Origin of the sequence: Paenibacillus enshidis (assembly GCF_042136365.1) — a bacterium.
Taxonomy (GTDB): Bacteria; Bacillota; Bacilli; order Paenibacillales; family Paenibacillaceae; genus Paenibacillus; species Paenibacillus enshidis.
The window spans coordinates 288,340-311,120 of the sequence record NZ_JBHHMI010000004.1 but is presented as its reverse complement, the minus strand read 5'-3'; the positions used below and the strand labels follow the sequence as shown (position 1 = coordinate 311,120).

Below are 22,781 nucleotides of genomic sequence, written 5' to 3'. Positions count from 1 at the left end.
GCAGGCTGAATCTCATCGAAAACAAGCTATCTATTCAACGATTTCCGCAGAGTCGCCGTTCTTCACGCCGGCTGCGTTCGCTTCATCCGTATCAATGTGCATATCCAGTGCAAAAGAAGGAGATACCCGGGCAAGCACGTTTTCAAATACAAGGCCGCGTTCGCCGCCTACACGGACTTTCAGCAGTTGCTTGTCCTGAATGCCCCAATTCTCGGCATACGATGTATGAAAGTGAATATGGCGGGCAGCTACGATCACACCCTTGTCCAGTTCAATCTCGCCTGCCGGTCCTTTGACCGTAATACCAGGCGTACCGTCGATTTTGCCGGATTCGCGTACAGGCGCTTTGACACCCAGGGCGAAAGAATCGGTCCGGGAAATTTCAAGCTGTGATTCAGGACGTGCAGGGCCCAGAATACGAACAGTTTCAAACTTGCCTTTAGGGCCGATAACTGTTACGGTTTCATTTGCAGCGAACTGTCCAGGCTGGGACAGGGGCTTGAATTCAGTCAATTGATAGCCGGCTCCGAACAGAGCTTCAATGTGTTCCTCTGTCAGGTGAATGTGGCGTCCGGATACGCCTACAGGTACGATTTTACTCATCGTGTGTCACTCCTTTTTCTCTATAACAATCCATGCGAACCTATGCCATTATACTCCTTTTTGCAAAAGAAAGAAAAGCGGATTACACAATGTTCCCTAAACTGTCGCTTTTCATTCTGTCGTCCGGACTCAATGCTTGCTAATTCTGTTTTTTCGGGAGATTTGCCTGTAAGTAGGATATTGCACTCCCAAACAACCATCTTTTGACGAGCTCTTCCGGATAGTACTTCAGCAGAAGCTCTGTCAAAGCCGGGTAGCAGCCGGGATGCTCCAATCCAATGACATGCTCCTGAATCCCGTCAAAGTCCGAACCGAACATGATATGCTCCGCCCCTCCCAAAGCACAGATATGCTCCAGATGGTTAAGTAAACGGTCCATAGGCGGACTGCCTTTCTCCTGCAAAAACATCGGCACAAAGGTCAATCCAATCCGTCCGTTCCGTATAATCAGCGCTTTGATTTGCTCATCGTTTAAATTTCTTGGATGCGGAAAAACGGCGGCGGCGTTGGAGTGGGATGCAACCGGCGGCCGTGCACTCTGCTCCATGACCTCCCAAAAACCCCGCTCGCTCAAATGCGACACATCCAGCAGCATACCCAGCTCATTGCAGCGCTGCACCAGTTCTCTTCCCTTGTTGGTCAGCGCCGCATTTCGCCGCTCCAGTACCCCGTCTGCAGCCCAATTGGCAAAGTTCCAGGTTAATCCGATGAGCCGGACTCCCAGCGCAAAGCACAAATCGGCATAGAACGGATTGCCTTCGAGTCCGTCTACCCCTTCCAAAGAGAGCATTCCCCATATTTCCCGGCTGTCAGAGCGGGCAACTCGTTCCGCCTCCTCACGCCAAAGCAGCGTTTTCAGCCCCCCCTTCGGAGCGGCTATTCTTTCCTGGAAGATCTGGATCTGTCTGGCGACATGGTCCATACCCGGGTTTCCCGCCTCGGCAGGTATGTAGATCGCAAACGTCTGCAGCTTTACTCCCCCCGCCTCCAGCCTTTTGCCTGTCACATCCAGCTCCGGATGATTGAAATCGAGCCCGGAGTTCAGCATCATTTTACACAATACATCACAATGAAAATCAGCAACAGGCCACGGTTGATGAGTGGTTGGCATTTTCAAAAAAACTCCTTTCCCTGAGCAGCAATTAATAAACAAATAAAAAAAACGTCTATCGACGTACATTCACAGAAGCCAGACCGCGTTTAGCGGAAGTTTTTCTTGAGGTTACAGAATTGTTCAGCTCCGCTGAAAACTTATAAATTCTATAACCATAAAAAAGCCTGTTTACAGATCAAAGATCGTAAACAGGCCTTATAAGCAATCTCTCGATTATCTCGGTTCCACAATAAGCTTGATTGCGGTACGGTCTTCTCCATCGATCACAATATCTGTAAATGCCGGAATACAAATCAAATCCACCCCGCTAGGCGCTACAAATCCCCGGGCAATGGCTACTGCTTTAATTGCTTGGTTGAGTGCACCCGCTCCAATCGCCTGCAACTCAGCATTTCCGCGCTCACGCAGGACACCCGCCAATGCGCCGGCAACGGAATTGGGATTGGACTTTGCTGATACCTTTAATACTTCCATAGTAAGTACCTCCCCTGGGAATATGGTGATGGTTTGATTCCACTAGTAGATGATATTCGAGGGGCTGCAAAAAAATTCCTGCTTTTTGGAATTATATTTTAACAGTAGAGCGTGTGCGGATCAGTTCATACGCCATTCCCCTTCCTTTAACCGTATCTTTTCAATTTTACGGGCTTTGCCGTCTTCATCATTCAGTTCCACACACACCGCATGGAAGTGCCATTTGCCATTGTCGACCTGAAAGCGAACAGGGAGTTGGGTTTTGAACTTGCGCAAAACAGCCTCTCTCTCCATGCCAAGGATGCCTTCCCATGGCCCGACCATCCCGACATCCGTCTGGTAGGCGGTTCCCTGCGGCAAAATCGTATCATCATTGCTCTGCACATGCGTATGCGTGCCTACCACGATTGAGGCCCGTCCATCGAGATGCCAGCCCATGGCAATTTTTTCCGAGGTCGCTTCCGCGTGGAAATCAACAAGAATATGCTTGTGCTTCCGCCGCAATTCGTCTACAATCTCATCTGCGACACGGAACGGGCAATCGATGGCCGGCAAAAAGGTCCGCCCCTGCAGGTTGACAATGGCTAACTCTTTCCCGCCTGATCGTACAACCGTATATCCCTGGCCAGGAGTCCCTGGCGGAAAGTTCGCCGGCCGGATCATTCTCGGTTCATCATCAATGAACTCGAAAATCTCTTTGTTGTCCCAGGTGTGATTTCCCATCGTAATGCCATGAACGCCCCAGTCGAAAAACTCCCTGGCAATGGCCCCGGTGATTCCCCGTCCGGCAGCCGCATTTTCTCCATTCACAATAATAAAGTGGGGCTTGAACTTCTCCTTCAGGAAGGGAAGGTTCTCCCTCAAAGCTTTTCTGCCCACGTTTCCTACAATATCTCCGATAAATAATACGTTGATTTTAATTCCTCCTAACCTGAATTGCATCCGATACTTCTATTTTAACAGAATGAAAAGTGGCCCACACGGGGCCACTTTCATAAGTGTATCTATTTGGCATACTCAACCGCACGGGTTTCCCGAATGACGGTTACTTTAATATGCCCAGGATAGTCAAGCTCATTTTCGATCGTTTTGGTAATATCACGCGCCAGACGGAAGGCTTCGGCATCATCCACTTTTTCCGGTTGCACCATGACACGGACTTCACGTCCGGCCTGAATGGCATAGGATTTCTCAACACCTTCAAAAGATTCGGAGATCGCCTCCAGCTTCTCCAGACGTCGGATATACGTTTCCAGTGTTTCTCTTCTGGCTCCCGGTCTTGCAGCAGACAAGGCGTCTGCCGCTCCTACCAGCATGGCAATGACGGAAGTGGCTTCCGCATCACCGTGATGGGAGGCGATGCTGTTGATGACAACTGGATGCTCCTTGTACTTCTTCGCCAGTTCCACGCCAATTTCGACATGAGACCCTTCCACTTCGTGATCAAGCGCTTTGCCGATATCATGCAGAAGGCCTGCACGTCTCGCCAGCACGACATCCTCACCTAATTCTCCGGCCATCAAGCCTGCCAAGTACGCCACTTCCATGGAGTGCTTAAGCACATTCTGGCCATAGCTTGTACGGAACTTGAGACGTCCGAGAATTTTGATCAAATCCGGGTGCAGGCTGTGCACTCCCACTTCAAATGTAGCCTGTTCACCATATTCTCTGATTCGTTCATCAACTTCCCGACGGGATTTCTCCACCATTTCTTCGATACGGGCCGGATGAATCCGCCCGTCTGCGACGAGTTTCTCCAGAGCGGTCCGTGCAATTTCACGGCGGATGGGATCAAATCCGGACAAGATTACAGCCTCAGGCGTATCATCGATAATGAGATCAATGCCCGTAAGGGTCTCTAGCGCACGGATGTTACGTCCTTCACGTCCGATGATGCGCCCTTTCATTTCTTCATTCGGCAAAGTTACAACAGATACCGTCGTCTCGGCCACATGATCTGCGGCACAGCGTTGAATAGCCAATGTAATGATTTCGCGGGATTTCTTATCCGCTTCCTCTTTGGCCTGCTGCTCAATTTCCTTGATCATTTGAGCCGTCTCATGACGAACTTCCTGCTCTACGTTAGACAATATGATGCTCCTCGCATCCTCCATCGTAAGGTTGGATATCCGTTCCAGTTCTGTCACCTGACTTTTGTAAATCAGCTCAATTTGCTGCTGGGTTTCATCAATTCTTTTCTCTTTGTTAGCCACTTGTTCTTCTTTTCGTTCCAGCGATTCTATTTTTTTATCCAGCGACTCTTCCTTTTGCAGCAGTCTTCGTTCCTGCCGTTGAATTTCATTCCGACGTTCACGAGTTTCTTTTTCAGCTTCGTTACGGATGCGATGGACTTCGTCCTTCGCCTCCAGTACCGTTTCTTTCTTCAGTGCTTCTGCCTCTTTCTTTGCGTTCTCCACAATTTGTACGGCAGCTTGCTCCGCACTGGAAATTTTAGCTTCTGCAATAGATCTGCGAATAAAATAACCAATCCCGAACCCAAAGAATAATGCGGCTACAACGAGAATGATCGAGATTCCAGGACTCATACTGTTCACCTCCTCGTTGGTTCCTCCAAGGCATTCCTTGGGACTTGTTCAGTTGTTCATTACGCTTCATCAATGTGAACATGCTTCCACATGTACAATACCGCCCGAAGGGCGGCTTCACTTGTTATGGGCGATGAGAATCAGTTCCAGACGTCCCCTTTTGGGGAAGGAAAAAGAGGATCGTGTGAACACGGATTCATGTCCATTTTATTACTCGACAATCAGCATTGTCAAGAGAAGGCAAACATACATACGTCTCTCTGCCGCCAGCTCCGGGAAGGCTTACAGGCTAATCCCAAAGCAGTTCATCCTCCTCTGCTTTCAGATCTGTCTGGTCATTGCTGCGCAATGACTGAAGAACTCTTCTCGTAAGCTCGCCGGAATAACCACGCCTCATTAAAAATGAATAGGTTTTTCGCTTTTTTTCGCTTGCTTCACCACGAGTCTGATCCCATTTTTTCTGACCTGCCTGCAATGCGCTCTCCCATTCCTCCGCCTCGCTGATATCGCCGAGTGCATGGGCAATGATCGATCTGTCCACACCTTTTTGCTGAAGCTCCTGCCTGATCCATAACTTCCCTTTTCCCCGACCGGATACTCTCTGCCGTGCCCACTGCCTGGCATACAGTTCGTCATCCACCAGCCTCTCTTTTTCTAGACGGGCCAATGTTTCCTCTACGACTGCCGGTTCCAGTTCTCTCTCCAGCAAGCGCCTTGACAGCTCCTGACGTGTTCGCGGTTTGCGCGCCAAATATTGCAATGACATGACATATGCCTGCTGCCTCTCATCTGCCATGACAATGTCCGACAGCTCACTTTTATTGAAAAACGAACCTTTGGTCATGTGGTATTTGATCATGACATCCTCAAGAACAGATAGCGAATACGGTCCGAAGTGTATCATGTATCTGCCCCGCATGCCGCGCTTTCCCTGCTCTACCCTGGTAATTTCAAGCTCCTCATCACCCGGGAAATGTTCTATGCCCTGCTGAATTGTATGCTTCTCTTCCACCGGCTCATACTTCATTCCTGAAAGGCCCTCTCTTAGCTTTCCTTTTTTAAGATATATAAATGAAAACGCCCTGCTCATCACAAGCAGGGCGCCATTGTAATCCAATATAACGATTATTCAAGCTCAAGCAGTTCTTGCTCTTCTTTGGCTTCCTTCGCAAGATCCTCAGCGCTCGGAGCCGCAACCGTCGTAACGAGATTGCTTGCAACGCGGATTTTCTGTTCAATGGCATTCGTCAGGTTCTGATTTTCTTTCAGGAACTGCTTGGCATTCTCACGGCCTTGACCGAGACGCTCCCCTTCATAAGAATACCAGGCGCCGCTCTTATCAACAATGTCAAGCTCGGTACCCATATCGAGCAAGCTGCCTTCCCTGGAAATGCCTTCTCCGTACATGATATCCACTTCGGCTTGTTTGAAAGGAGGGGCCACTTTATTTTTAACAACTTTAATCCGGGTGCGGTTACCCACGACGTCGTTGCCCATTTTCAAACTTTCAATACGGCGTACATCCAGCCGGACTGTGGAGTAGAACTTCAGAGCACGGCCGCCCGGCGTCGTCTCCGGATTGCCAAACATAACGCCGACTTTCTCGCGCAACTGGTTGATGAAGATGGCAATGGTCTTCGATTTGTTGATGGCACCGGAGAGCTTGCGCAGAGCCTGGGACATCAGGCGTGCCTGCAGACCCACATGCGAATCTCCCATTTCACCTTCGATTTCAGCCTTCGGTACGAGAGCCGCTACCGAGTCAATAACAATGATATCTACTGCGCCACTGCGCACAAGCGCTTCGGCAATCTCCAACGCCTGCTCACCCGTGTCCGGCTGGGAAAGCAGCAGTTCGTCAATGTTGACACCCAGTTTTTTTGCATAGGAAGGATCCAGAGCATGCTCCGCATCAATGAAGGCAGCCTGTCCGCCAGTCTTCTGTACTTCGGCAATCGCATGCAACGCTACCGTCGTTTTACCTGAAGATTCCGGTCCGTATATTTCAATAATGCGGCCTCTTGGAAAGCCGCCGGTTCCTAGCGCAATATCCAGAGCAATCGATCCACTGGGAATTGTCTCCACCTGCATGTGAGTCGATTCACCCAGCTTCATGATCGAACCTTTACCAAATTGCTTTTCTATTTGACGGAGCGCCATATCCAGCGCAGCACGACGATCTGACAATTAGCTCACATCCTTCATTGTTTATACTGTTATAATACCTTGTTTGGACACGTTTGCCAAGCATTTTTTCGAACATACATTCGTTTTTTTTTGCGCTGTCCGATAACATCCGACAACTTTGGACCAGCACAAGGGAGCATTCTTTAATGATAGTAAAGAAGTATTCACTTCCTCAAACAAAAAAAGAACCGTTGGCAAATTCGTTGCCACGGTCCTTCCGTGTAACTGGATTATATCATTCTTTTTCATTTTCTACAAGCCGGCGCCACAGTCTGTATAAAATAGCCTTGGCCGAGCGGATGCGAATGGTCTCCCGGTTGCCGTTCAGGCGCAGCTCATGAATCTCCGTCTCCTTGCCCCGCTCCGCGATCGCAATATAGACAAGCCCTGCAGGCTTAAGCTCGGAATAACCCGGACCCGCCACGCCTGTAACCGACAGCCCGAAATCGCTGTCCATGACCATTCTGACCTGCTCTGCGAGCACCTGCGCCACCTCCGGGCTCACCGCTCCCGGACAATTCTCTCCCTCAAGGTAATCATGGGGCACATTCAGCAGCTTCTTCTTGATCTCGTTGGAGTAACAAACGATTCCGCCTTTGAAAATCGTAGCGCTGCCTGGAATGGACGTTAGCATTTCCATAACGAGACCACCCGTGCAGCTTTCCGCCGCCCCGACTGTCAGTCCCAGTTGGCTCATCCATTCCACAATGATTTTTTCCAGGGGCACATCTTCACTGGCATACAGGTGCTCAGGCAGACGCTGCTGGATCTGTACCTCCGCCGCATTCAGTTTGACAAGCGCTTCCGCTTCGCTTGCCGCCTTCGTAGACACCCTGATCGTCACTTCCCCTTCCTTGGCGTAAGGGGCGATTGTCGGATCGCTCTGCCCTTCGATCAGATCAATCAGCCTCGTTTCAAGCGCAGATTCGCCGATACCGGCAAACTTCAGCATTTTGGAGTAAATCGCCATTGCGCTTCCACCTAATGCGTGCTGCAGAATCCACGGCTTTGCCTCCTGTTCAAACATCGGCTTTAATTCCTTGGGAGGACCGGGCAGAATAACATAGTATTTCCCCTCTTGTACAAGCGCGTTGCCCACAGCTAGCCCGGTTTCATTTTTCAGCGGTGTGGCTCCAGCAATCGTCAAGGCCTGGCGACGGTTGTTCTCCGTCATTTCAACACCACGATCCCGGAAGAAGCCCTCGATTTTATCCATCGATAATCTGTCGATATGCAGCTCGCGTCCCAGCACGGAGGCAATCGCATCCTTGGTCAGATCATCCTGGGTCGGCCCCAGCCCGCCGGAAAACAGAATAATATCCGCCCGGCTCTGCGCCGCTTTCACCGCGCTCTCAAGGCGTGTCATATTGTCGCCTACCACGGTTTGAAAGTAGACATCAACCCCGATCGCCGCCAGCTCCTGGGATAGATACTGGGCGTTTGTGTTCACAATTTGCCCCAGCAACAATTCGGTGCCTACTGCGATGATTTCTGCTTTCATTTCGGTGTCCCCCATATCAATTAATATCGCATCTCCGCTGCTCCAAAAGAAAAAGCAATAGGCAACCCTATTGCATTCGTCCTCAAGCACAGGAAAGCCTGTGCTCAAGCTTTGGAGGAACGGAGCAAATGCTTATTCTTTACAAAATAATCATACCCCGAATAAATGGTAATGACAGCGGCCGCCCAAATCGCAATTTGATCAAACGGAATCCCCATAAAAACAAAAGGGAAATTGTTGATCAGCAAAGCAACAATCGCCACGATCTGTATGACCGTTTTCAGCTTGCCCCAATTGCTCGCAGCCACCACGGAGCCGTCAAGCAGCGCAATCTGCCGCAGTCCGGTAACGGCAAACTCCCGGCTTACGATAACTACAGCCACCCAGGAATCCAGCTTCCCCATCTCCACAAGCGAGATGAGCACTGCAGTGACAAGCAGCTTGTCCGCCAGCGGATCAAGCAGCTTGCCCAAATTGGTCACCAGGTTGTGCTTGCGGGCCAGGTATCCGTCGATACCGTCCGTGCTTGCGGCCACGATAAAAATAAGCGCGGCAAGCAGCTGGTTGAAAGGCAGACTGAAGGTCCCCCATTGCAGCGGCTCAGGATAGAAGCTAAACTCCACTAGCAGGCAGATCATCATAAGCGGAATAAGACAAATCCGTGCCAGTGTAATTTTGTTGGGTAAATTCACAGTTCACTCTCCCCTGACAATTCTTAAATGCTTATGTAATTCGAACAGCGTCATCGCCGATGGCTTATCCGTGTATCGACTTCAAGTATAATATACGGCTGAAAGACGTGTCAAAACAGGGCTATGCCTGTATCCGCCGGATGCCAAAAGCAAAAAAACTCTGGCGCAACCGCACGGTACACCAGAGGAAAGCCTTATTTGAAGTTTGTGAATTGCAGGTCGATGGAAAGATCCGCTTTATGCAGCATCTGAATGATCTCCTGAAGATCGTTTTTGCTTTTGCCTGTTACACGGATTTGATCCCCTTGAATCTGACTCTTCACCTTCAACTTCGAATCGCGGATCAGAATGTTGATCTTTTTCGCATTTTCCTGATCAATCCCCTGCTTGAAGCTCAGCTTTTGCCGGACCGTGCCCATCGAAGCAGGCTCCAGCTTGCCGTAATCGATATTTTTGACAGCAAGCCCGCGTTTGATCATTTTGGATTTCAAAATGTCGATGACCGCATTCAGCTTGTATTCGTCGTCCGACGTAATTGTCAGAGCATCCTTATCCAGCTTGAGACTGCTCTTGCTGTCCTTGAAATCAAAGCGTGTCTCAATTTCACGTTCCGCCTGGTCCACGGCATTCACAAGCTCCTGCATGTCCATCTTGGAAACAATGTCGAATGAATTTTCTGAAGCCATATCGTCACATTCCTTTCGGAAGAAAGTTCAAACTATAATTATATGGAAAAGCGATCCGGATGTCTAATATTCCACATGGAAAAAGGTGCTTTTCACGGTATACCCGAAAAAAACACCTCATAAAACAAGACAGTTAAGAGACAGCTCGCAGTCGGCGTTATTCCACGGCCGAGTCCGTTTCCGAATCGTTAGCCGTTGAATTCGTACCTGCTGTGCCGGTCGAGCCTGGAACGAGCCGGATTCGTGTCGTCGCTTTGCCATCGGAAACGGGTTGCCCGCCAACCGTAATCGAGGTTGCGGAAGCAGCGCCCGATTTAATATACAATCCCCGCTCATCAAAGTCGAAAGAATAATTTTGTCCCGCTTCGGTCATCCCGTACTGCAGCTTCTCACCGCTTGAATTTTCTCCTCTGTATACCTCAAGCCAGCTCGTTCCGGTTGCTTGAATCTCCACTTTGACAGGACCGCCGCTTGCGCTGGACACACTGAAAATGGTCGTTTTTCCGGCCTTGCCGTCTTCGGTTACCGTAACCCCTTCAGTAGTTCCTGTCCCTTCATCCGTTCCCGGTTGTTCCGTCCCGGTATTATCCGGTGGAGTCTCTCCCTGCCCGTCAGTACGGCCGCCCCCGCCGGTCTCGCCATTCGTCGTGCCGGTCTCCCCCTGCGGTGGAGCGGAAGTATCGTTGCCTGCTTCATCCGCCGGAGGGGCCTCTCCCTGATTCCCGGTCTCCCCGGTCCCCTTGCCGCCGCCGGTGGCGGGTGGTGTTGTCTGGCTTTGGTTATTATTTTGGGCTACATCGTTTGGAGGAATGCTATCATTGTTGTTTCTGCTTGCGATATAAAAATAAATCAAACCAAGTATCAGAATCGGGAACAGCCACATTAACGCGCTCGACATCCATTTCACATTCCGTTCTCCCGACGCGCGGGCTGCCCGTTTCTGAATAACCGGTTCCATCGTCGCTTCCTGCTCCTGTGCAGGAACATCCTTTTTATGGCCTTCAAGAAGTTCGTCCGCATTTAATCCTACCGTCTCGGCGTAGGTTTTGATAAACGCTCTAACGTAAAAGGTTCCTGGCAGCACTTTGTAGTCGCCTGCTTCAATCGCTTCCAGGTACCGTTTGCGAATTTTCGTCATATCTTGGACATCGTCCAGGCTCAACCCTTTTTGCAGCCGGGCCTCTCTTAACTGCTGACCCAGTTCAGACATGCCATCATCTCCTCATTTCTATCCACTGTTTTAAATGTCGTCCGTGTAACTGGTAGTAAATGTATCATATATAATTTCCTCGTTCGGATTGTTGCGCAGCTCAATGATAATATTGAAATCATCAAAACTGTAACCCGATTCGCGGACAAAAATATCCGGATGCTCAATCACCTTCGTGCTTGGCATATTCATAATGTCCTGCAGTAAATTATAGTGTTTCTCGTTGGAGCGGATTGTACTCACAATACCGTCAATGATAAAAACATTATTTGCATTCATTTCCTCTTCAGAAAGCTGGCTGCGAACCGTTTGGCGCAGCAGTGTGGAGGAGACAAACGTCCATCTTTTCGCAGCGCACACACTGCTGGCTATAATAGACTCCGTCTTTCCGACCCGGGGCATTCCCCTCAGACCGATGACCTGATTTCCATCCCTCTTAAATACTTCACCCAAAAAATCAACAAGCAACCCAAGTTCATCCCGCGTAAAACGGAATGTCTTGCGGTCATCTGAATCACGGTCAATATAACGACCATGACGGACAGCGAGAATATCAACCAGCTTGGGTGGACGGAACGCGGTGATGGTGATGTTGCTGGCTTTTTGCAGCATCTCGCCGAGAATGCGGATTTTATCATCATCATCCGTTTCAAGCAGCATGCCTCTCCGCTGTCCCTCTACCCCGTTAATCGTCAGAATATTAACTCCCAGCATCCCCAGCATGGAAGCAATATCCCCGAGCAGCCCGGGACGGTTGTTATGTATTTTGTATTCCATGTACCATTGTTTGGTTTCAGCCGTCACTTTGCCACCTCTTCAAGCCATTATTCAAGCACATTCGACATAGTTCTATGAAACTTCCTTACAAGCGCATTTAATTGACATCCATTTTTGCAACCACGTTTATGATATATAAAATAGTTATGAATTACAAGAACAGGTCTGTAACTATTGCAGAAAAGCCCCCTCTTGGGGGCTTTTCCGTTCATTTACAGGTTAAACACTGGTTTTGGCGAGCTTCACCATACATTTGGCAATGACGTGACGCTCATCCTTATCGGCTACATCCCACAGCTCTTTCAGAGCGCGATTGGAGTGGTTTGCCGGATCGACCTTTTCATCCAGGAATTCCCCGATTTCGTAAGCCAGATTCGCAATGGTTTCCTCGCTAAAACCCATTTTTTCCGCTTTGGCTACACGATCGCCAAGGAATTTCTTCCAGGTATCAAAATCTTTGAGTACTGTCGACGCCATGATTACATCCTCCTCAGTAAGGATTGAGATTTTAAAAAATCTACAGATGTAATATGCGCCTTGTCAATCCCGGCTATGCTGGAGGTTTCCGCCAAAGCTGCCTCTTCAGCCAATCAGGTTACCCAACCGCCGTTCGGGCTAATAATCTGGCCATTGATATACCCGGATTCAGGCAGCGCCAGGAAATACACAAGCGAAGAGATTTCATCCGGCTTCGCCAGTCTTCCGGCTGGAATTTCTTCCTGAAGCTCTGCCAGCTCGCCGGGATCAAGATGCTCCAGCATGGCCGTATCTACGGCGCCCGGGGCGACCGCATTAACCGTTACCCCCGAAAGTGCCGCCTCTTTGGCTAATGCTTTCGTGAAGGCATTTACTGCCCCTTTGGTTGAGGAATAAAGCACCTCGCACGATGCGCCGGATAGCCCCCATACGGAAGATACGTTGATAATCCGGCCATATCGCTGTGAAATCATATGTGGCAGAAAAGCCTGTGTACACAGAAATGTGCCTTTTACATTGACGGCCATGACATCATCCCATTCTTCCTCGCTCACGTCCGATAACAGTCCGTAGTGGGATATTCCGGCATTGTTAACCAGAATATCAGGCTTTAGTCCGTGGTTCTCCAGCTTTTCCCGCATGCGCAAAATTTGCTCCTTGCTGCGAAGATCCGCAGTGACCGTCATCACGGAGCCGGCATAGTTCATGCAACGCCGGGCCACTTCGTTGGCCTCTTCGTGGGATTTCATGTAATGAATCACCACATTCATGCCCACAGAAGCAAATCGCTCCGCAATGGCCGCACCGATGCCACGGCTTCCGCCGGTCACCAGCACCGTCATTTCCCCTAATGCCTTGTTAACCGCTCCGGTTTCTTTCTCCATGTTACGGACTCACCACCAGCGAAACGGCCATCTGCCCCCAGTCTGTGTGCTCTCGCAGGCGACGGTTCACATCCTCAAGGGTGATGCTTTCATAGACCGGCAGCACCTCAAACAAATCGCTTCCTCTGAAGCGATGGCGGGTAAATTCATGGGCAATGTTTTCCGGGGAGTTGAGCATGCGCAAATAACCGCCGATTTTTTTCTTGCGAGCCCGTTCGAAATGCTCCTCCGCAAATCCGCTTGCTTTGACCGCCTCAATTTCCTCACGGATGCGGGACAGCAGACGGTCCGGGTCCTTGGTGTCGCCGCCGATGGCCGAAAAAGCATAATGATGCGAGCTGTTGTATTCATGGCCAAAGCTGTCCGAAATGAGCTCCTCATCGTATAGCTTTTGATAAAGCTGTGTGCTGGAGCCGAGCAACAGATCAAGCATCAGCTTGCTTTCCAGATCATGACGGAGCAATTCTGGCCCAGTAAGACCGGTCTTTTTCTCCTTAAAACCGAAGAGGAATTTGGGGAGGGATACCGCCAGCCTTGCTTCACGTCTTTCCTGGGCTACACCAGCCGGCTCCTGCTCAAAGATTCTCTCAATATTGCCCTGCGGCTTATAATCCTTGTCGCTTTGGTTTTTACGGACAAGGTCGAATACCTTTTGCGGCTCCACCCCTCCTACCACGAAAAGCAGCATGTTGCTGGGATGATAAAAAGCATTGTAACAGGTATAGAGCGTTTCCTTTGTAATCGTGCTTATCGACTCCACCGTACCCGCGATATCAATATGTACAGGATGCTTGGAGTACAAAGCCTCAATAAGGCCAAAATAGCTTCTCCAATCGGGGTTATCCTGGTACATGTTAATTTCCTGGCCGATGATGCCTTTTTCCTTATCCACACTCTGATCCGTAAAATATGGCGCCTGCACAAAATCGATCAGCGTCTCCAGGTTATCGTAAATATGCTCGGTTGCCGAAAAGAGATATACGGTCTGCTCAAAGCTGGTAAACGCGTTGGCAGATGCACCGTGCGAGGAGAACTTCGTAAATACGTCTCCATCCTCTTTTTCGAACATTTTATGTTCAAGAAAGTGGGCGATTCCGTCCGGAACCTTAATCTCTTCCTCCCCTTCAACCTTGAAGTGATTATCAATGGAGCCATATTTCGTGGCAAACGTGGCGAACGTTTTCTGAAATCCCGGTTTGGGAAGCACGTACACGTGCAGGCCATTATCCATTACCTCGAAATACAGTGTCTCCTGTAAATGATCATATGCTATGCTCTGCACGGCTACTCCTCCTTCTGATCTCTCAAGAAATAAATGGTATCCAGGTTAAAAGTCTGTGCCGCTTCCTGCACGTCCTTGACGGATACCGCTTCTACCTGCTCAAGCAGTTGCTCAGCTGTTCTTTCTTTGCCGGAAAGCTCTCTGTTAAAGTCAAACGCAATCATTTCGAACGCGGAATCCTGCATCTCTTTAAGCAGATTGCGGATCATGGCTTTCGTCTGGCTCATTTCCAACTCACTGATGCTGCCCTTGCGCATATCGTCAAGCTGCTGACGGATAATGCTTACGGCCTTTTCGTAATTGGGAATTTCAATTCCGGACTGAATGGTGGCAAGACCTTTATGTCCGTCGTAACGGGAAGAAGCATAATAAGCAAGGCTTGCCTTTTCCCTTACGTTCACAAACAGCTTGGAATGCGGGTAACCGCCAAGAATGCCGTTATACATCAGCGCAGAGGCATATTGATCGTCGCTGTAAGTAATCGAGGTTCTGAAGCCCATATTCAGCTTCCCCTGATTTACATCAAGGCGCTCAACAACGGTCTGAACATCACGAGGCTGTGCAGATATATCAGCACTTCTGTACTGTGCCGCAGAAGAGCGGTCAAGGCTGAAATAACGGTCTACAAGCCCTTCCACCTCTTCCAGAGACGTGTCCCCTACCACATACAGATCCATGCTGGCGTTTGCGAGCCAATCTTCGTAAGCCTTGTAGAGGCTGTCCGGACCGATCGCATCCAGATCGGAGCGCTGTCCGAGCGGGTGAAGGCGGAAAGGCTCATTTTTGAACATTTCCTCTACACAGCGTTCACCTGCATAGCGAATTTTGTCGTTAACGATCGCCTCCAGCTTTTTGCGCACATTTTCCCTTTCCTGCTGCACATAAGTCCCGCGGAAAGCGCCATTCTCCATGACCGGACGCGTCAGCACTTCCCCGAGAAACGAAAAAGATCTGTCGAGCAAGCTGTCCGTGCTGCTTACGAAGCTGTCATTAATGGTATCCATCCGGAACTGGACGATTTGGTAATCTCCTCTTTTATATATATCGAACCCGAAGCCGGCTCCATACATTTGCTCAAGCTGCTCCCTGAATTGGATGGTTTCCGGATAGGAAGCCGTTCCGCGTCTCAGTACAAACGGGGTCAAAGCCACACTTGAAACGGTGGTCTCCTGCAAAGGAATTCCAGCGTAGAGCGATATCGCATACGTCTTAAAGCGTTTGGTCGGCATCACGTGAATACGCAGCTGCCGCCGGCTGCCGCGCTCAAATCCTGTTTTTATCAAGTCCAAAACTCCTTTGCGACGTCATTTTAATTCCTTCACGAACGGCAATCTGTGCCAATTTTTATTGTAAACGATCAAAAAGGCAAGAAGCAACCGGAGACAAGCTCCGGTTGCCGGTTTTTAATAGCGGAAAACTCCCTATTCTATTCATTGGCAAGGCTACATACAGAAAATGTGCTCCCCAATCCTCTTCACTTGTGGACGTGTCCATATCCATTTGGAGGTTGCCGTCTTTGGATTGAAATAATAGAGGCATCCGCCTGATGGGTCCCAGCCGTTCAATGCCTGCTGGACTGCCTTACGGGCCTGTGGATTCGGCGTCAGCCAGATTTGACCGTCAGCCACTGCTGTAAACGCCCCCGGCTGAAAGATTACACCTGACGGTGTATTGGGAAAACTGGGTGATTTCACACGGTTCAGAATAACCGCCGCAACAGCAACCTGCCCTTCAAACGGCTCGCCGCGCGCCTCCCCGTAAACGGCATTCGCCATCATTTTCAGTTCGTTTTCGGACAGGCCGTTCGCTCTGCCGGGGCTCAGAGAAACAACTTCGGCTGTGGAGGCTGCCTTTACCCCATCCCTTGCCCCGCCATTGCTCGACGCCTGCCGTTTGGTGCCTTGCTTGTGCAGAGGCGTTTCGGTCGGCTTCCAATGCCCGGTGGCATTCACCAGCTTCAATTTTGTTTTAGAGCCGACGACGCCGTCGGGTTTTATGCCGAATTCGCCTTGGAACCATTTTACCGCCCCTAAAGTTTTACTTCCAAATTGACTGTCCACCTTTCCATAATAAAAGCCAAGCAATTTCAAACGGCTTTGCAGTTCATAGACATCCTGACCGTAAGAGCCGTAGGCAATCGGCTTGCTGCTGAAGACCGCTTCAGCAGGTTCCGCTTCATGAGTCTCAGTTTGCTGTGGAGGCTGATTGTCGCTCTGTTTTTCACCGGACTCAAGGAAGGCTGAATATATTACGGCCGTAACCGCCAGTACACCCGTACATATCCATAGGGCTGTCTTTTTCATCATTCGCTCTACCTTTCTTTGTGGGATGAACAGGATGGCTACGCTTATTATGACAAGGGAGAAGCCTGACTATTCACACCGCCCCGGACCCACTGAAAGGTTTTGAGTGACAAAAGAGCCGTTCAAGCTAATCGCTTGAACGGCTGGCCACGTTCCCCTCAGGAACTGATTTTATTTTGCTGATACTGCTCAAGGGACATCAGAACCTCCCGCGGCTTGCTTCCCTCATAAGGGCCGATCACACCGCGTGCTTCCATGGAATCGATCAGGCGGGCGGCCCTGGTGTATCCGATGCGCATGCGCCGCTGGAGCAGGGATACAGACGCCTGTTTTGCCTCAAGAATGATGCTCACAGCCTGGTCGTACAACTCATCCAGTGTATCATCCGATTCGCCTGCGTTCTCCTCAACTTCCGGCACCAGTGTGTCATCATACTGGGCTTCCGCCTGATCGCGGACATAGGTCACGATGTTCTCGACTTCCTGGTCGCTCAAGAACGCCCCCTGCACACGAACCGGCTTGGAAGCCCCCATCGGCATGAACAGCATATCCCCGCGTCCCAGCAGCTTCTCTGCTCCGCCCATATCCAGAATGGTGCGGGAGTCGACCTGGGACGAAACGCCAAACGCGATCCGCGAAGGAATATTGGCCTTAATTACACCTGTAATGACATCAACCGATGGGCGCTGTGTGGCAATGATCAGATGGATGCCGGCGGCGCGGGCCATTTGGGCCAAACGGGCTATGGCGTCTTCCACATCGCCGGCGGCCACCATCATCAGGTCGGCAAGCTCGTCCACAATAACCACAATATACGGAAGTACAGCTGCCGGATTGTCTTTCATCAGAAGATTGTAGCCTTCTACGTTCCTCGTTCCCGATTTGGAGAAAAGCTCATAACGCTTCTCCATCTCCACAACAATTTTCTTCAAAGCCAGCGAAGCCCGCTTCGGATCGGTCACGACAGGTGCCAGCAGATGAGGAATGCCATTATAGACATTCAGCTCCACCATTTTGGGATCGACCATCAAAAATTTAACTTCATCGGGTTTAGCTTTATACAAAATACTGGTAATAATGCCGTTGATGCATACCGATTTACCTGAACCGGTTGCCCCTGCTACAAGCAAATGGGGCATTTTGGCCAGATTGCCGATAATGGTCTGCCCCGCGATATCCCTGCCGAACGCAATGGACAGTTTGGCCTCCGACTCCTGAAACACCGGAGTTTCCATCACCTCGCGCATGGTCACCACCGATACCTCACTGTTCGGAACCTCTATGCCGATAGCGGATTTTCCCGGAATCGGCGCCTCCATCCGAATATCCTTGGCGGCCAGGGCCAGCGCAATGTCATCAGTCAGGCTTACAATACGGCTTACCTTAACCCCGATGTCCGGCTGGATCTCGTAACGGGTTACGGCAGGTCCACGAACAACTTCAAGCACCTTGGCGCGTACACCAAAGCTTTCCAGTGTAGCCTCAAGCTTGCGCGCCGTCTGCATATAGTCCTTCTGTCCGCCTCCCTTGCCTGCGCCTTGCGGCTTGGACAGGAGCTTGAATGGAGGCAGCTTGTAAGGCTTCGGAGGCGGCGGAGCCGGTGCCTGAGGGGCCGATCCGCCGTTCGACAGACCTTCTCCGGCTTCGGTTGCTGGCGCACTGTCCGCCTGTGCCTCGATTGTTTCGCCCTTCTCTGCTTCTGCTTCCACTCCGGCAGTAGGCGGCATGTCCGCTTCAGCATCCGCAAGCGGCGGGAGGTTGTTCTCCTCTTCCTTGTCGTATAGCTCGCTTTCTTCCGTGCGGACCTGCTCAAGGAAGTCCCTGATGATCGGCGAGCTTCTTATCTCCGCCGCTGCGGGTTCAGCAGCAATAAAAGGGGATGAATGCCCATCTCCTTCCACGTCATCGTACCGGTCTTCATACGCCAATGAATTAAACGCCGTTTCTCCTTCCGCCTTGTCTTCCGTCATATGAGCATCCGCCGGAGCTTTGCTGGAACCGAATAACTGAAAGAACAATGGCTGCTTCCGCTTGAGCGGTGAGGGCAGCTCTTCATAATCGTCGTCCAACTCCTCCTCGTCTTCCGGAACAGGCACAGGCTTGCCCTTTCTGCTTCTGCCGCTTTCCACAACCGGGATCGGGGACTTTCTTGCCTCCCACTTACGCTGCAGGCTGCTGCCTGTTTTCAGCACCTTGGTGCGCAGAATGCGTCCCAAATCCACATAGGAAAGCTGCGTAACAAGCATAAAGCTGATCACAAACATGACAAGCATAATGAGCTTGGCTCCCATCAGCCCGAACAGCCAGAGCAGGATCATCAGTTCCACAGCTCCAACATATCCGCCGCTGATCTCCTTATTCAGCATGGAATGCTGATCTTCATCCGCAGCAAACAGCTCGTCCCGCAAATCAATATGTATTTGATTCATCACATTCCCCGGCTGCAGCGCTCCAATCGGGCCAAGCCGCTGTTCCATGGAGGAAATGGTGCTCATTAGTGTTAATGTAAGCACGAATAAAAGCAACCCGCTCTTGCGGCCATTCCATTTGTTCGGCCACTTCCGGTGTATCATTACCATCAAACCGTAAAAAATGCCGATCAGGGGTATGACAAAGTAAAACTTGCCCAGCACAAGACCGAACATCTTGGATAATGAGCGGCCGACCGCCGCTTCACCGGACAGGGCGATAACTGAAAGTGTAATCAGAACAATGCCGTATATTTCGTATTTCAGGACGCTCCCCAGTGTCGTTTTCTTCTTCTTGCGTCTTCTGGCCATCATGGTCACCCCCAGAAGAATATTATACCACGTCCACCCGCATCCGCACATATGTTCTTTTTCGACAAGCATCTTGCTTTCCTACCGCATGGATAAATGGGTGGATTACCACTCAATCTTGGTGCCAGGAGCCAGTTTCGGGTTCAAGTAAGCATCAAGAGAACAATCCAGCAGCCTTACGATGCTCCCTCTTCTCTCCCCCTCGGCTCTTACCTGGATCAGGCACCCCTCCGCCCTGATTTCCTGCAGCGGGCCTGCTTCTTTCCACAAGCCCTCAAGCACCAGCTCCATCGGCACAATAGAATAGTGCGTCATTGGGGCAGTCCTCCTTGCTGTGCGGGAGCCGCCGCTCCGGAATGCCCTTGCACTGCGCCGCCATGCAGGGAAGGAATCACTTCCTGCGGCGCCTTGCGCCGTCTTTCGATGATGGCTTTATTCAGATAGGTCAACGCATCTCCGATGCCGCCAACCGCATCCATGAGCCCGTATTTGACAGCATCATGACCTCCCACAGCAGTACCGATATCACGGTTTAGCTCTCCTGTCTTGAACATCAGTTCTTTGAAATGCTGCTCCGAGATGCGGGAATGACTGGTCACAAACCGCACAACCCGTTCCTGCATTTTCTCCATATATTCGAAGGTCTGCGGTACCCCGATCACCAGACCACTCATCCGGATCGGATGGATGGTCATTGTGGCGCTTTCCGCAATGAGCGAGTAAGACGCCGATACTGCGATGGGCACACCGATGCTGTGACCGCCGCCGATGACTACCGTTACGGTCGGTTTGGTCAGGGAAGCGATCATCTCCGCTATGGCCAAGCCTGCTTCCACATCGCCTCCAACCGTGTTCAGCACCAGCAGCAGCCCTTCTATACGGGGATTTTGCTCCGCAGCTACCAGCTGGGGGATAATATGCTCATACTTGGTCGTCTTGTTTTGCGGAGGCAGGATAAAATGCCCTTCAATTTGTCCGATAATGGTCATGCAAAAAATATTGGATTCCGCAACAGGTACTCCAGTCTGTCCGAGTTGCTGTATACTTTCTACAACCTGGGACATTTTTTTATCTCCGGTTTGGGGGTTTTGCTCTTCCGCCTCCCCTTCCGTATTACCGCCATAAGATACCATACTTAACCCATCCCTTCATTAATAAATGCGCTATAGAGGTAGTTCAAAAAGTCATCTTTTGATCACGAAGGAAGTCAGAAAGCGGACTCGACATCGAATCTTGAATTCAGCCGGGTCTTCCGGTGCTCACGTACCTCAAGTACGCTCCGCTCCTCAGTCCCTGCTTCATCCAACCTTCTCGGTGCTGAAAACCTGACTTTTTGAACACACACTTATAACGAATAGTATGGTATTAAAATGGAAGATTTTATACTATCAAAATAAAAAAAGCCTCCCTCTGCGGAAACCGTCCAATATTTCAGCAGAGAGAGGCGACTGTGTGCCTTATGCGACTATAGAACTACACTTCCATAATAATCGGCAAAATCATCGGTCTGCGTCGGGTCTGCTCATACAGGAAACGACCCAGCGCATCTTTGACATTGGTTTTAAGCGAAGCCCATTCATTTACATTCTCACTCATCAGCTTCTGTAAAGTGCTGGAAACGATGCGATTAGCTTCATCCAGCAACCCTTCCGATTCGCGGACATACACGAAGCCGCGGGAGATGATATCAGGACCGGACACAATGGTGCCATCCTGCTTGCTGAGCGTAACGACAACAACGAGAATTCCGTCCTGTGACAGGAGTTTCCGGTCACGCAGCACAATATTGCCTACGTCGCCGACACCCAATCCGTCGATCAGCACATTGCCTGCCGTCACTTTTCCTGCTTTGCGCGCGGCACCGTTCTGAATTTCGACAACATCGCCGATATCCGTAATAAAAATATTGTCATGATCCACGCCAACCGACTCAGCCAGCAAAGCATGTCTGCGCTGCATTCTGTATTCACCGTGAATTGGAATGAAAAATTGCGGCTTCATCAGGTTGAGCATCAGCTTGAGCTCTTCCTGACTGCCATGACCGGACACGTGCACGCCTGAATTTGCTCCGCTATAATAAACCTCCGCACCTAAACGGAACAGCTCGTCGATTGTACGACCGACATATTTCTCGTTGCCCGGTACAGGAGTTGCGGCAATGATAACCGTATCTCCAGGCAGAATATCCACCTTGCGGTGAGTGGAGCGAGCCATGCGTGTCAGTGCCGACATCGGCTCTCCCTGGCTGCCGGTGCACAGGATGACGACCCGATCGGCGGCCATTTTGCCGACTTCCTCAGGCTCAATCAGCATGCCGTCCGGGATTTGCAAATATCCGAGATCATGGGCGATACCGACGACATTCACCATGCTGCGTCCGATCACAGCCACCTTGCGGCCAGTCTTCTCGGCGGCATTCACCACCTGCTGAATCCGGTGCACGTTGGAAGCAAAGGTTGCAACTACAACCCGCTGGCGGGATTTACGGCAAATATCCTCAAGCACGATGCCTACACTTTTCTCCGAAGGTGTGAAGCCAGGCTTCTCAGCATTGGTGCTATCTGATAAAAGCGCCAGCACCCCCCTGCTTCCAATCTCAGCCATCCGCTGCAAATCCGCGTATTGACCATTGACTGGAGTATGGTCAAACTTGAAGTCGCCCGTATGAACAACAGCACCCTCAGGTGTGTCGATGCAAACACCGACCGAGTCCGGAATACTGTGATTTGTGCTAAAAAATGACACTTTCAGGGTCGACCCCAGTTTGATCTCGGAGTCGGCATTGATCATGATCCGCTTTGTTTCCCCGAGCAAATTCGCCTCCTTCAGCTTGTTTTCCACAAGCCCCAAGGTCAGCTTCGTCCCGTAAACGGGAACGTTCAGGTGCTTGAGCACATACGGCAGACCGCCGATATGGTCTTCATGGCCATGTGTCAGCACAATGCCTCTCACTTTGTCACGGTTCTCCGTAAGGTAGGAAATATCAGGAATGACGATATCGATTCCGAGCATATCTTCCTCAGGAAATTTCAGTCCCGAATCCACGACAACAATGTCGTTGGCATATTGGATGACATACATGTTTTTCCCGATCTCTCCGACGCCGCCCAAAGCGAAAATCATCAATTTATCGTTGTTGGCTTTTTTAGACAAATGAATCTAAACCTCCTATGGTAGTTGGACGTCGTACCTTAATTTGTTATTTATTTTTCAAAAAAATACCGCACCCAGTCACTTGACCCCATTATACATGATCAAAAAGCGA

General features: G+C 50.4%; 21 protein-coding genes. All 21 read right to left on the bottom strand.

Translation table 11 applies throughout. The features are described 5' to 3' along the window. Positions 1-30: 30 nt before the first annotated feature. The gene (gene pduL / locus ACE41H_RS07595) at positions 31-603 is read right to left on the bottom strand and encodes a phosphate propanoyltransferase (RefSeq protein ID WP_375354477.1); all 573 of its coding nucleotides are present in this window, start codon (positions 601-603) and stop codon (positions 31-33) included. Positions 604-742: 139 nt separating this feature from the next. Further along, positions 743-1,714 carry a dipeptidase gene (locus ACE41H_RS07590; protein ID WP_375354476.1) on the bottom strand — a complete coding sequence of 324 codons (972 nt, stop codon included), beginning with the start codon at positions 1,712-1,714 and terminating at the stop codon, positions 743-745. Between the two features lie 216 nt (positions 1,715-1,930). Then, entirely contained in the window at positions 1,931-2,191 is a 261-nt protein-coding gene (locus tag ACE41H_RS07585) for a stage V sporulation protein S (protein WP_019005392.1), read from the bottom strand. A 120-nt stretch (positions 2,192-2,311) separates the two neighbouring features. Continuing rightward, positions 2,312-3,133: a TIGR00282 family metallophosphoesterase gene (locus ACE41H_RS07580; RefSeq protein WP_375354474.1), complete on the bottom strand. Its 822-nt coding sequence runs from the start codon at positions 3,131-3,133 to the stop codon at positions 2,312-2,314. A gap of 62 nt (positions 3,134-3,195) precedes the next feature. Further along, positions 3,196-4,737, bottom strand: coding sequence for a ribonuclease Y (gene rny, locus ACE41H_RS07575; protein WP_375354472.1), 1,542 nt, complete (start codon positions 4,735-4,737; stop codon positions 3,196-3,198). A 289-nt stretch (positions 4,738-5,026) separates the two neighbouring features. Next, positions 5,027-5,764: a regulatory protein RecX gene (locus ACE41H_RS07570; RefSeq protein WP_375354471.1), complete on the bottom strand. Its 738-nt coding sequence runs from the start codon at positions 5,762-5,764 to the stop codon at positions 5,027-5,029. A 98-nt stretch (positions 5,765-5,862) separates the two neighbouring features. Continuing rightward, a complete protein-coding gene (gene recA / locus ACE41H_RS07565; RefSeq protein WP_375354470.1) occupies positions 5,863-6,924 on the bottom strand; it encodes a recombinase RecA in 1,062 nt (353 codons plus the stop codon). Between the two features lie 235 nt (positions 6,925-7,159). Next, the gene (locus ACE41H_RS07560) at positions 7,160-8,425 is read right to left on the bottom strand and encodes a competence/damage-inducible protein A (RefSeq protein ID WP_375354468.1); all 1,266 of its coding nucleotides are present in this window, start codon (positions 8,423-8,425) and stop codon (positions 7,160-7,162) included. A 104-nt stretch (positions 8,426-8,529) separates the two neighbouring features. After that, complete coding sequence (pgsA, locus tag ACE41H_RS07555; protein ID WP_375354466.1) at positions 8,530-9,117, bottom strand: CDP-diacylglycerol--glycerol-3-phosphate 3-phosphatidyltransferase; 588 nt, start codon at positions 9,115-9,117, stop codon at positions 8,530-8,532. Positions 9,118-9,311: 194 nt separating this feature from the next. Further along, on the bottom strand, positions 9,312-9,803 hold the full coding sequence (locus tag ACE41H_RS07550) for a YajQ family cyclic di-GMP-binding protein (RefSeq protein ID WP_375354465.1): 492 nt from the start codon (positions 9,801-9,803) through the stop codon (positions 9,312-9,314). Between the two features lie 157 nt (positions 9,804-9,960). Next, positions 9,961-11,013 (bottom strand): RodZ domain-containing protein, encoded by a 1,053-nt coding sequence (locus ACE41H_RS07545; protein WP_375354463.1) that lies wholly within the window; start codon positions 11,011-11,013, stop codon positions 9,961-9,963. A 30-nt stretch (positions 11,014-11,043) separates the two neighbouring features. After that, positions 11,044-11,817, bottom strand: a complete 774-nt coding sequence (locus ACE41H_RS07540) for a DUF3388 domain-containing protein (protein ID WP_375354461.1) — start codon at positions 11,815-11,817, stop codon at positions 11,044-11,046. Between the two features lie 192 nt (positions 11,818-12,009). Further along, a complete protein-coding gene (locus ACE41H_RS07535) occupies positions 12,010-12,267 on the bottom strand; it encodes a DUF3243 domain-containing protein (protein ID WP_375354460.1) in 258 nt (85 codons plus the stop codon). A gap of 113 nt (positions 12,268-12,380) precedes the next feature. Next, entirely contained in the window at positions 12,381-13,151 is a 771-nt protein-coding gene (ymfI, locus tag ACE41H_RS07530) for an elongation factor P 5-aminopentanone reductase (protein ID WP_375354458.1), read from the bottom strand. Between the two features lies 1 nt (position 13,152). After that, entirely contained in the window at positions 13,153-14,433 is a 1,281-nt protein-coding gene (yfmH, locus tag ACE41H_RS07525; RefSeq protein ID WP_375354456.1) for an EF-P 5-aminopentanol modification-associated protein YfmH, read from the bottom strand. 2 nt (positions 14,434-14,435) lie between these two features. Then, entirely contained in the window at positions 14,436-15,716 is a 1,281-nt protein-coding gene (gene yfmF, locus ACE41H_RS07520) for an EF-P 5-aminopentanol modification-associated protein YfmF (protein ID WP_375354454.1), read from the bottom strand. Between the two features lie 159 nt (positions 15,717-15,875). After that, complete coding sequence (gene sleB, locus ACE41H_RS07515) at positions 15,876-16,736, bottom strand: spore cortex-lytic enzyme (protein ID WP_375354520.1); 861 nt, start codon at positions 16,734-16,736, stop codon at positions 15,876-15,878. A gap of 158 nt (positions 16,737-16,894) precedes the next feature. Beyond that, on the bottom strand, positions 16,895-19,519 hold the full coding sequence (locus ACE41H_RS07510; RefSeq protein WP_375354453.1) for an FtsK/SpoIIIE family DNA translocase: 2,625 nt from the start codon (positions 19,517-19,519) through the stop codon (positions 16,895-16,897). A gap of 102 nt (positions 19,520-19,621) precedes the next feature. Then, positions 19,622-19,831, bottom strand: coding sequence for a YlzJ-like family protein (locus ACE41H_RS07505; RefSeq protein ID WP_375354451.1), 210 nt, complete (start codon positions 19,829-19,831; stop codon positions 19,622-19,624). After that, on the bottom strand, positions 19,828-20,649 hold the full coding sequence (locus tag ACE41H_RS07500; protein ID WP_375354449.1) for a ClpP family protease: 822 nt from the start codon (positions 20,647-20,649) through the stop codon (positions 19,828-19,830). The genes ACE41H_RS07505 and ACE41H_RS07500 overlap by 4 nt, the downstream gene beginning before the upstream one ends. A 340-nt stretch (positions 20,650-20,989) precedes the next feature. Further along, positions 20,990-22,669 (bottom strand): ribonuclease J, encoded by a 1,680-nt coding sequence (locus tag ACE41H_RS07495; protein ID WP_375354447.1) that lies wholly within the window; start codon positions 22,667-22,669, stop codon positions 20,990-20,992. Positions 22,670-22,781: the final 112 nt, after the last annotated feature.

Bases quoted from the DNA above. Each gene is read 5' to 3' on its own strand.
- pduL (WP_375354477.1), bottom strand. From the start codon at position 603: ATGAGTAAAATCGTACCTGTAGGCGTATCCGGACGCCACATTCACCTG.
- ACE41H_RS07590 (WP_375354476.1), bottom strand. From the start codon at position 1,714: ATGCCAACCACTCATCAACCGTGGCCTGTTGCTGATTTTCATTGTGAT.
- ACE41H_RS07585 (WP_019005392.1), bottom strand. From the start codon at position 2,191: ATGGAAGTATTAAAGGTATCAGCAAAGTCCAATCCCAATTCCGTTGCC.
- ACE41H_RS07580 (WP_375354474.1), bottom strand. From the start codon at position 3,133: ATGCAATTCAGGTTAGGAGGAATTAAAATCAACGTATTATTTATCGGA.
- rny (WP_375354472.1), bottom strand. From the start codon at position 4,737: ATGAGTCCTGGAATCTCGATCATTCTCGTTGTAGCCGCATTATTCTTT.
- ACE41H_RS07570 (WP_375354471.1), bottom strand. From the start codon at position 5,764: ATGAAGTATGAGCCGGTGGAAGAGAAGCATACAATTCAGCAGGGCATA.
- ACE41H_RS07560 (WP_375354468.1), bottom strand. From the start codon at position 8,425: ATGAAAGCAGAAATCATCGCAGTAGGCACCGAATTGTTGCTGGGGCAA.
- ACE41H_RS07550 (WP_375354465.1), bottom strand. From the start codon at position 9,803: ATGGCTTCAGAAAATTCATTCGACATTGTTTCCAAGATGGACATGCAG.
- ACE41H_RS07545 (WP_375354463.1), bottom strand. From the start codon at position 11,013: ATGTCTGAACTGGGTCAGCAGTTAAGAGAGGCCCGGCTGCAAAAAGGG.
- ACE41H_RS07535 (WP_375354460.1), bottom strand. From the start codon at position 12,267: ATGGCGTCGACAGTACTCAAAGATTTTGATACCTGGAAGAAATTCCTT.
- ymfI (WP_375354458.1), bottom strand. From the start codon at position 13,151: ATGGAGAAAGAAACCGGAGCGGTTAACAAGGCATTAGGGGAAATGACG.
- sleB (WP_375354520.1), bottom strand. From the start codon at position 16,736: ATGAAAAAGACAGCCCTATGGATATGTACGGGTGTACTGGCGGTTACG.
- ACE41H_RS07510 (WP_375354453.1), bottom strand. From the start codon at position 19,519: ATGATGGCCAGAAGACGCAAGAAGAAGAAAACGACACTGGGGAGCGTC.
- ACE41H_RS07505 (WP_375354451.1), bottom strand. From the start codon at position 19,831: ATGACGCACTATTCTATTGTGCCGATGGAGCTGGTGCTTGAGGGCTTG.
- ACE41H_RS07500 (WP_375354449.1), bottom strand. From the start codon at position 20,649: ATGGTATCTTATGGCGGTAATACGGAAGGGGAGGCGGAAGAGCAAAAC.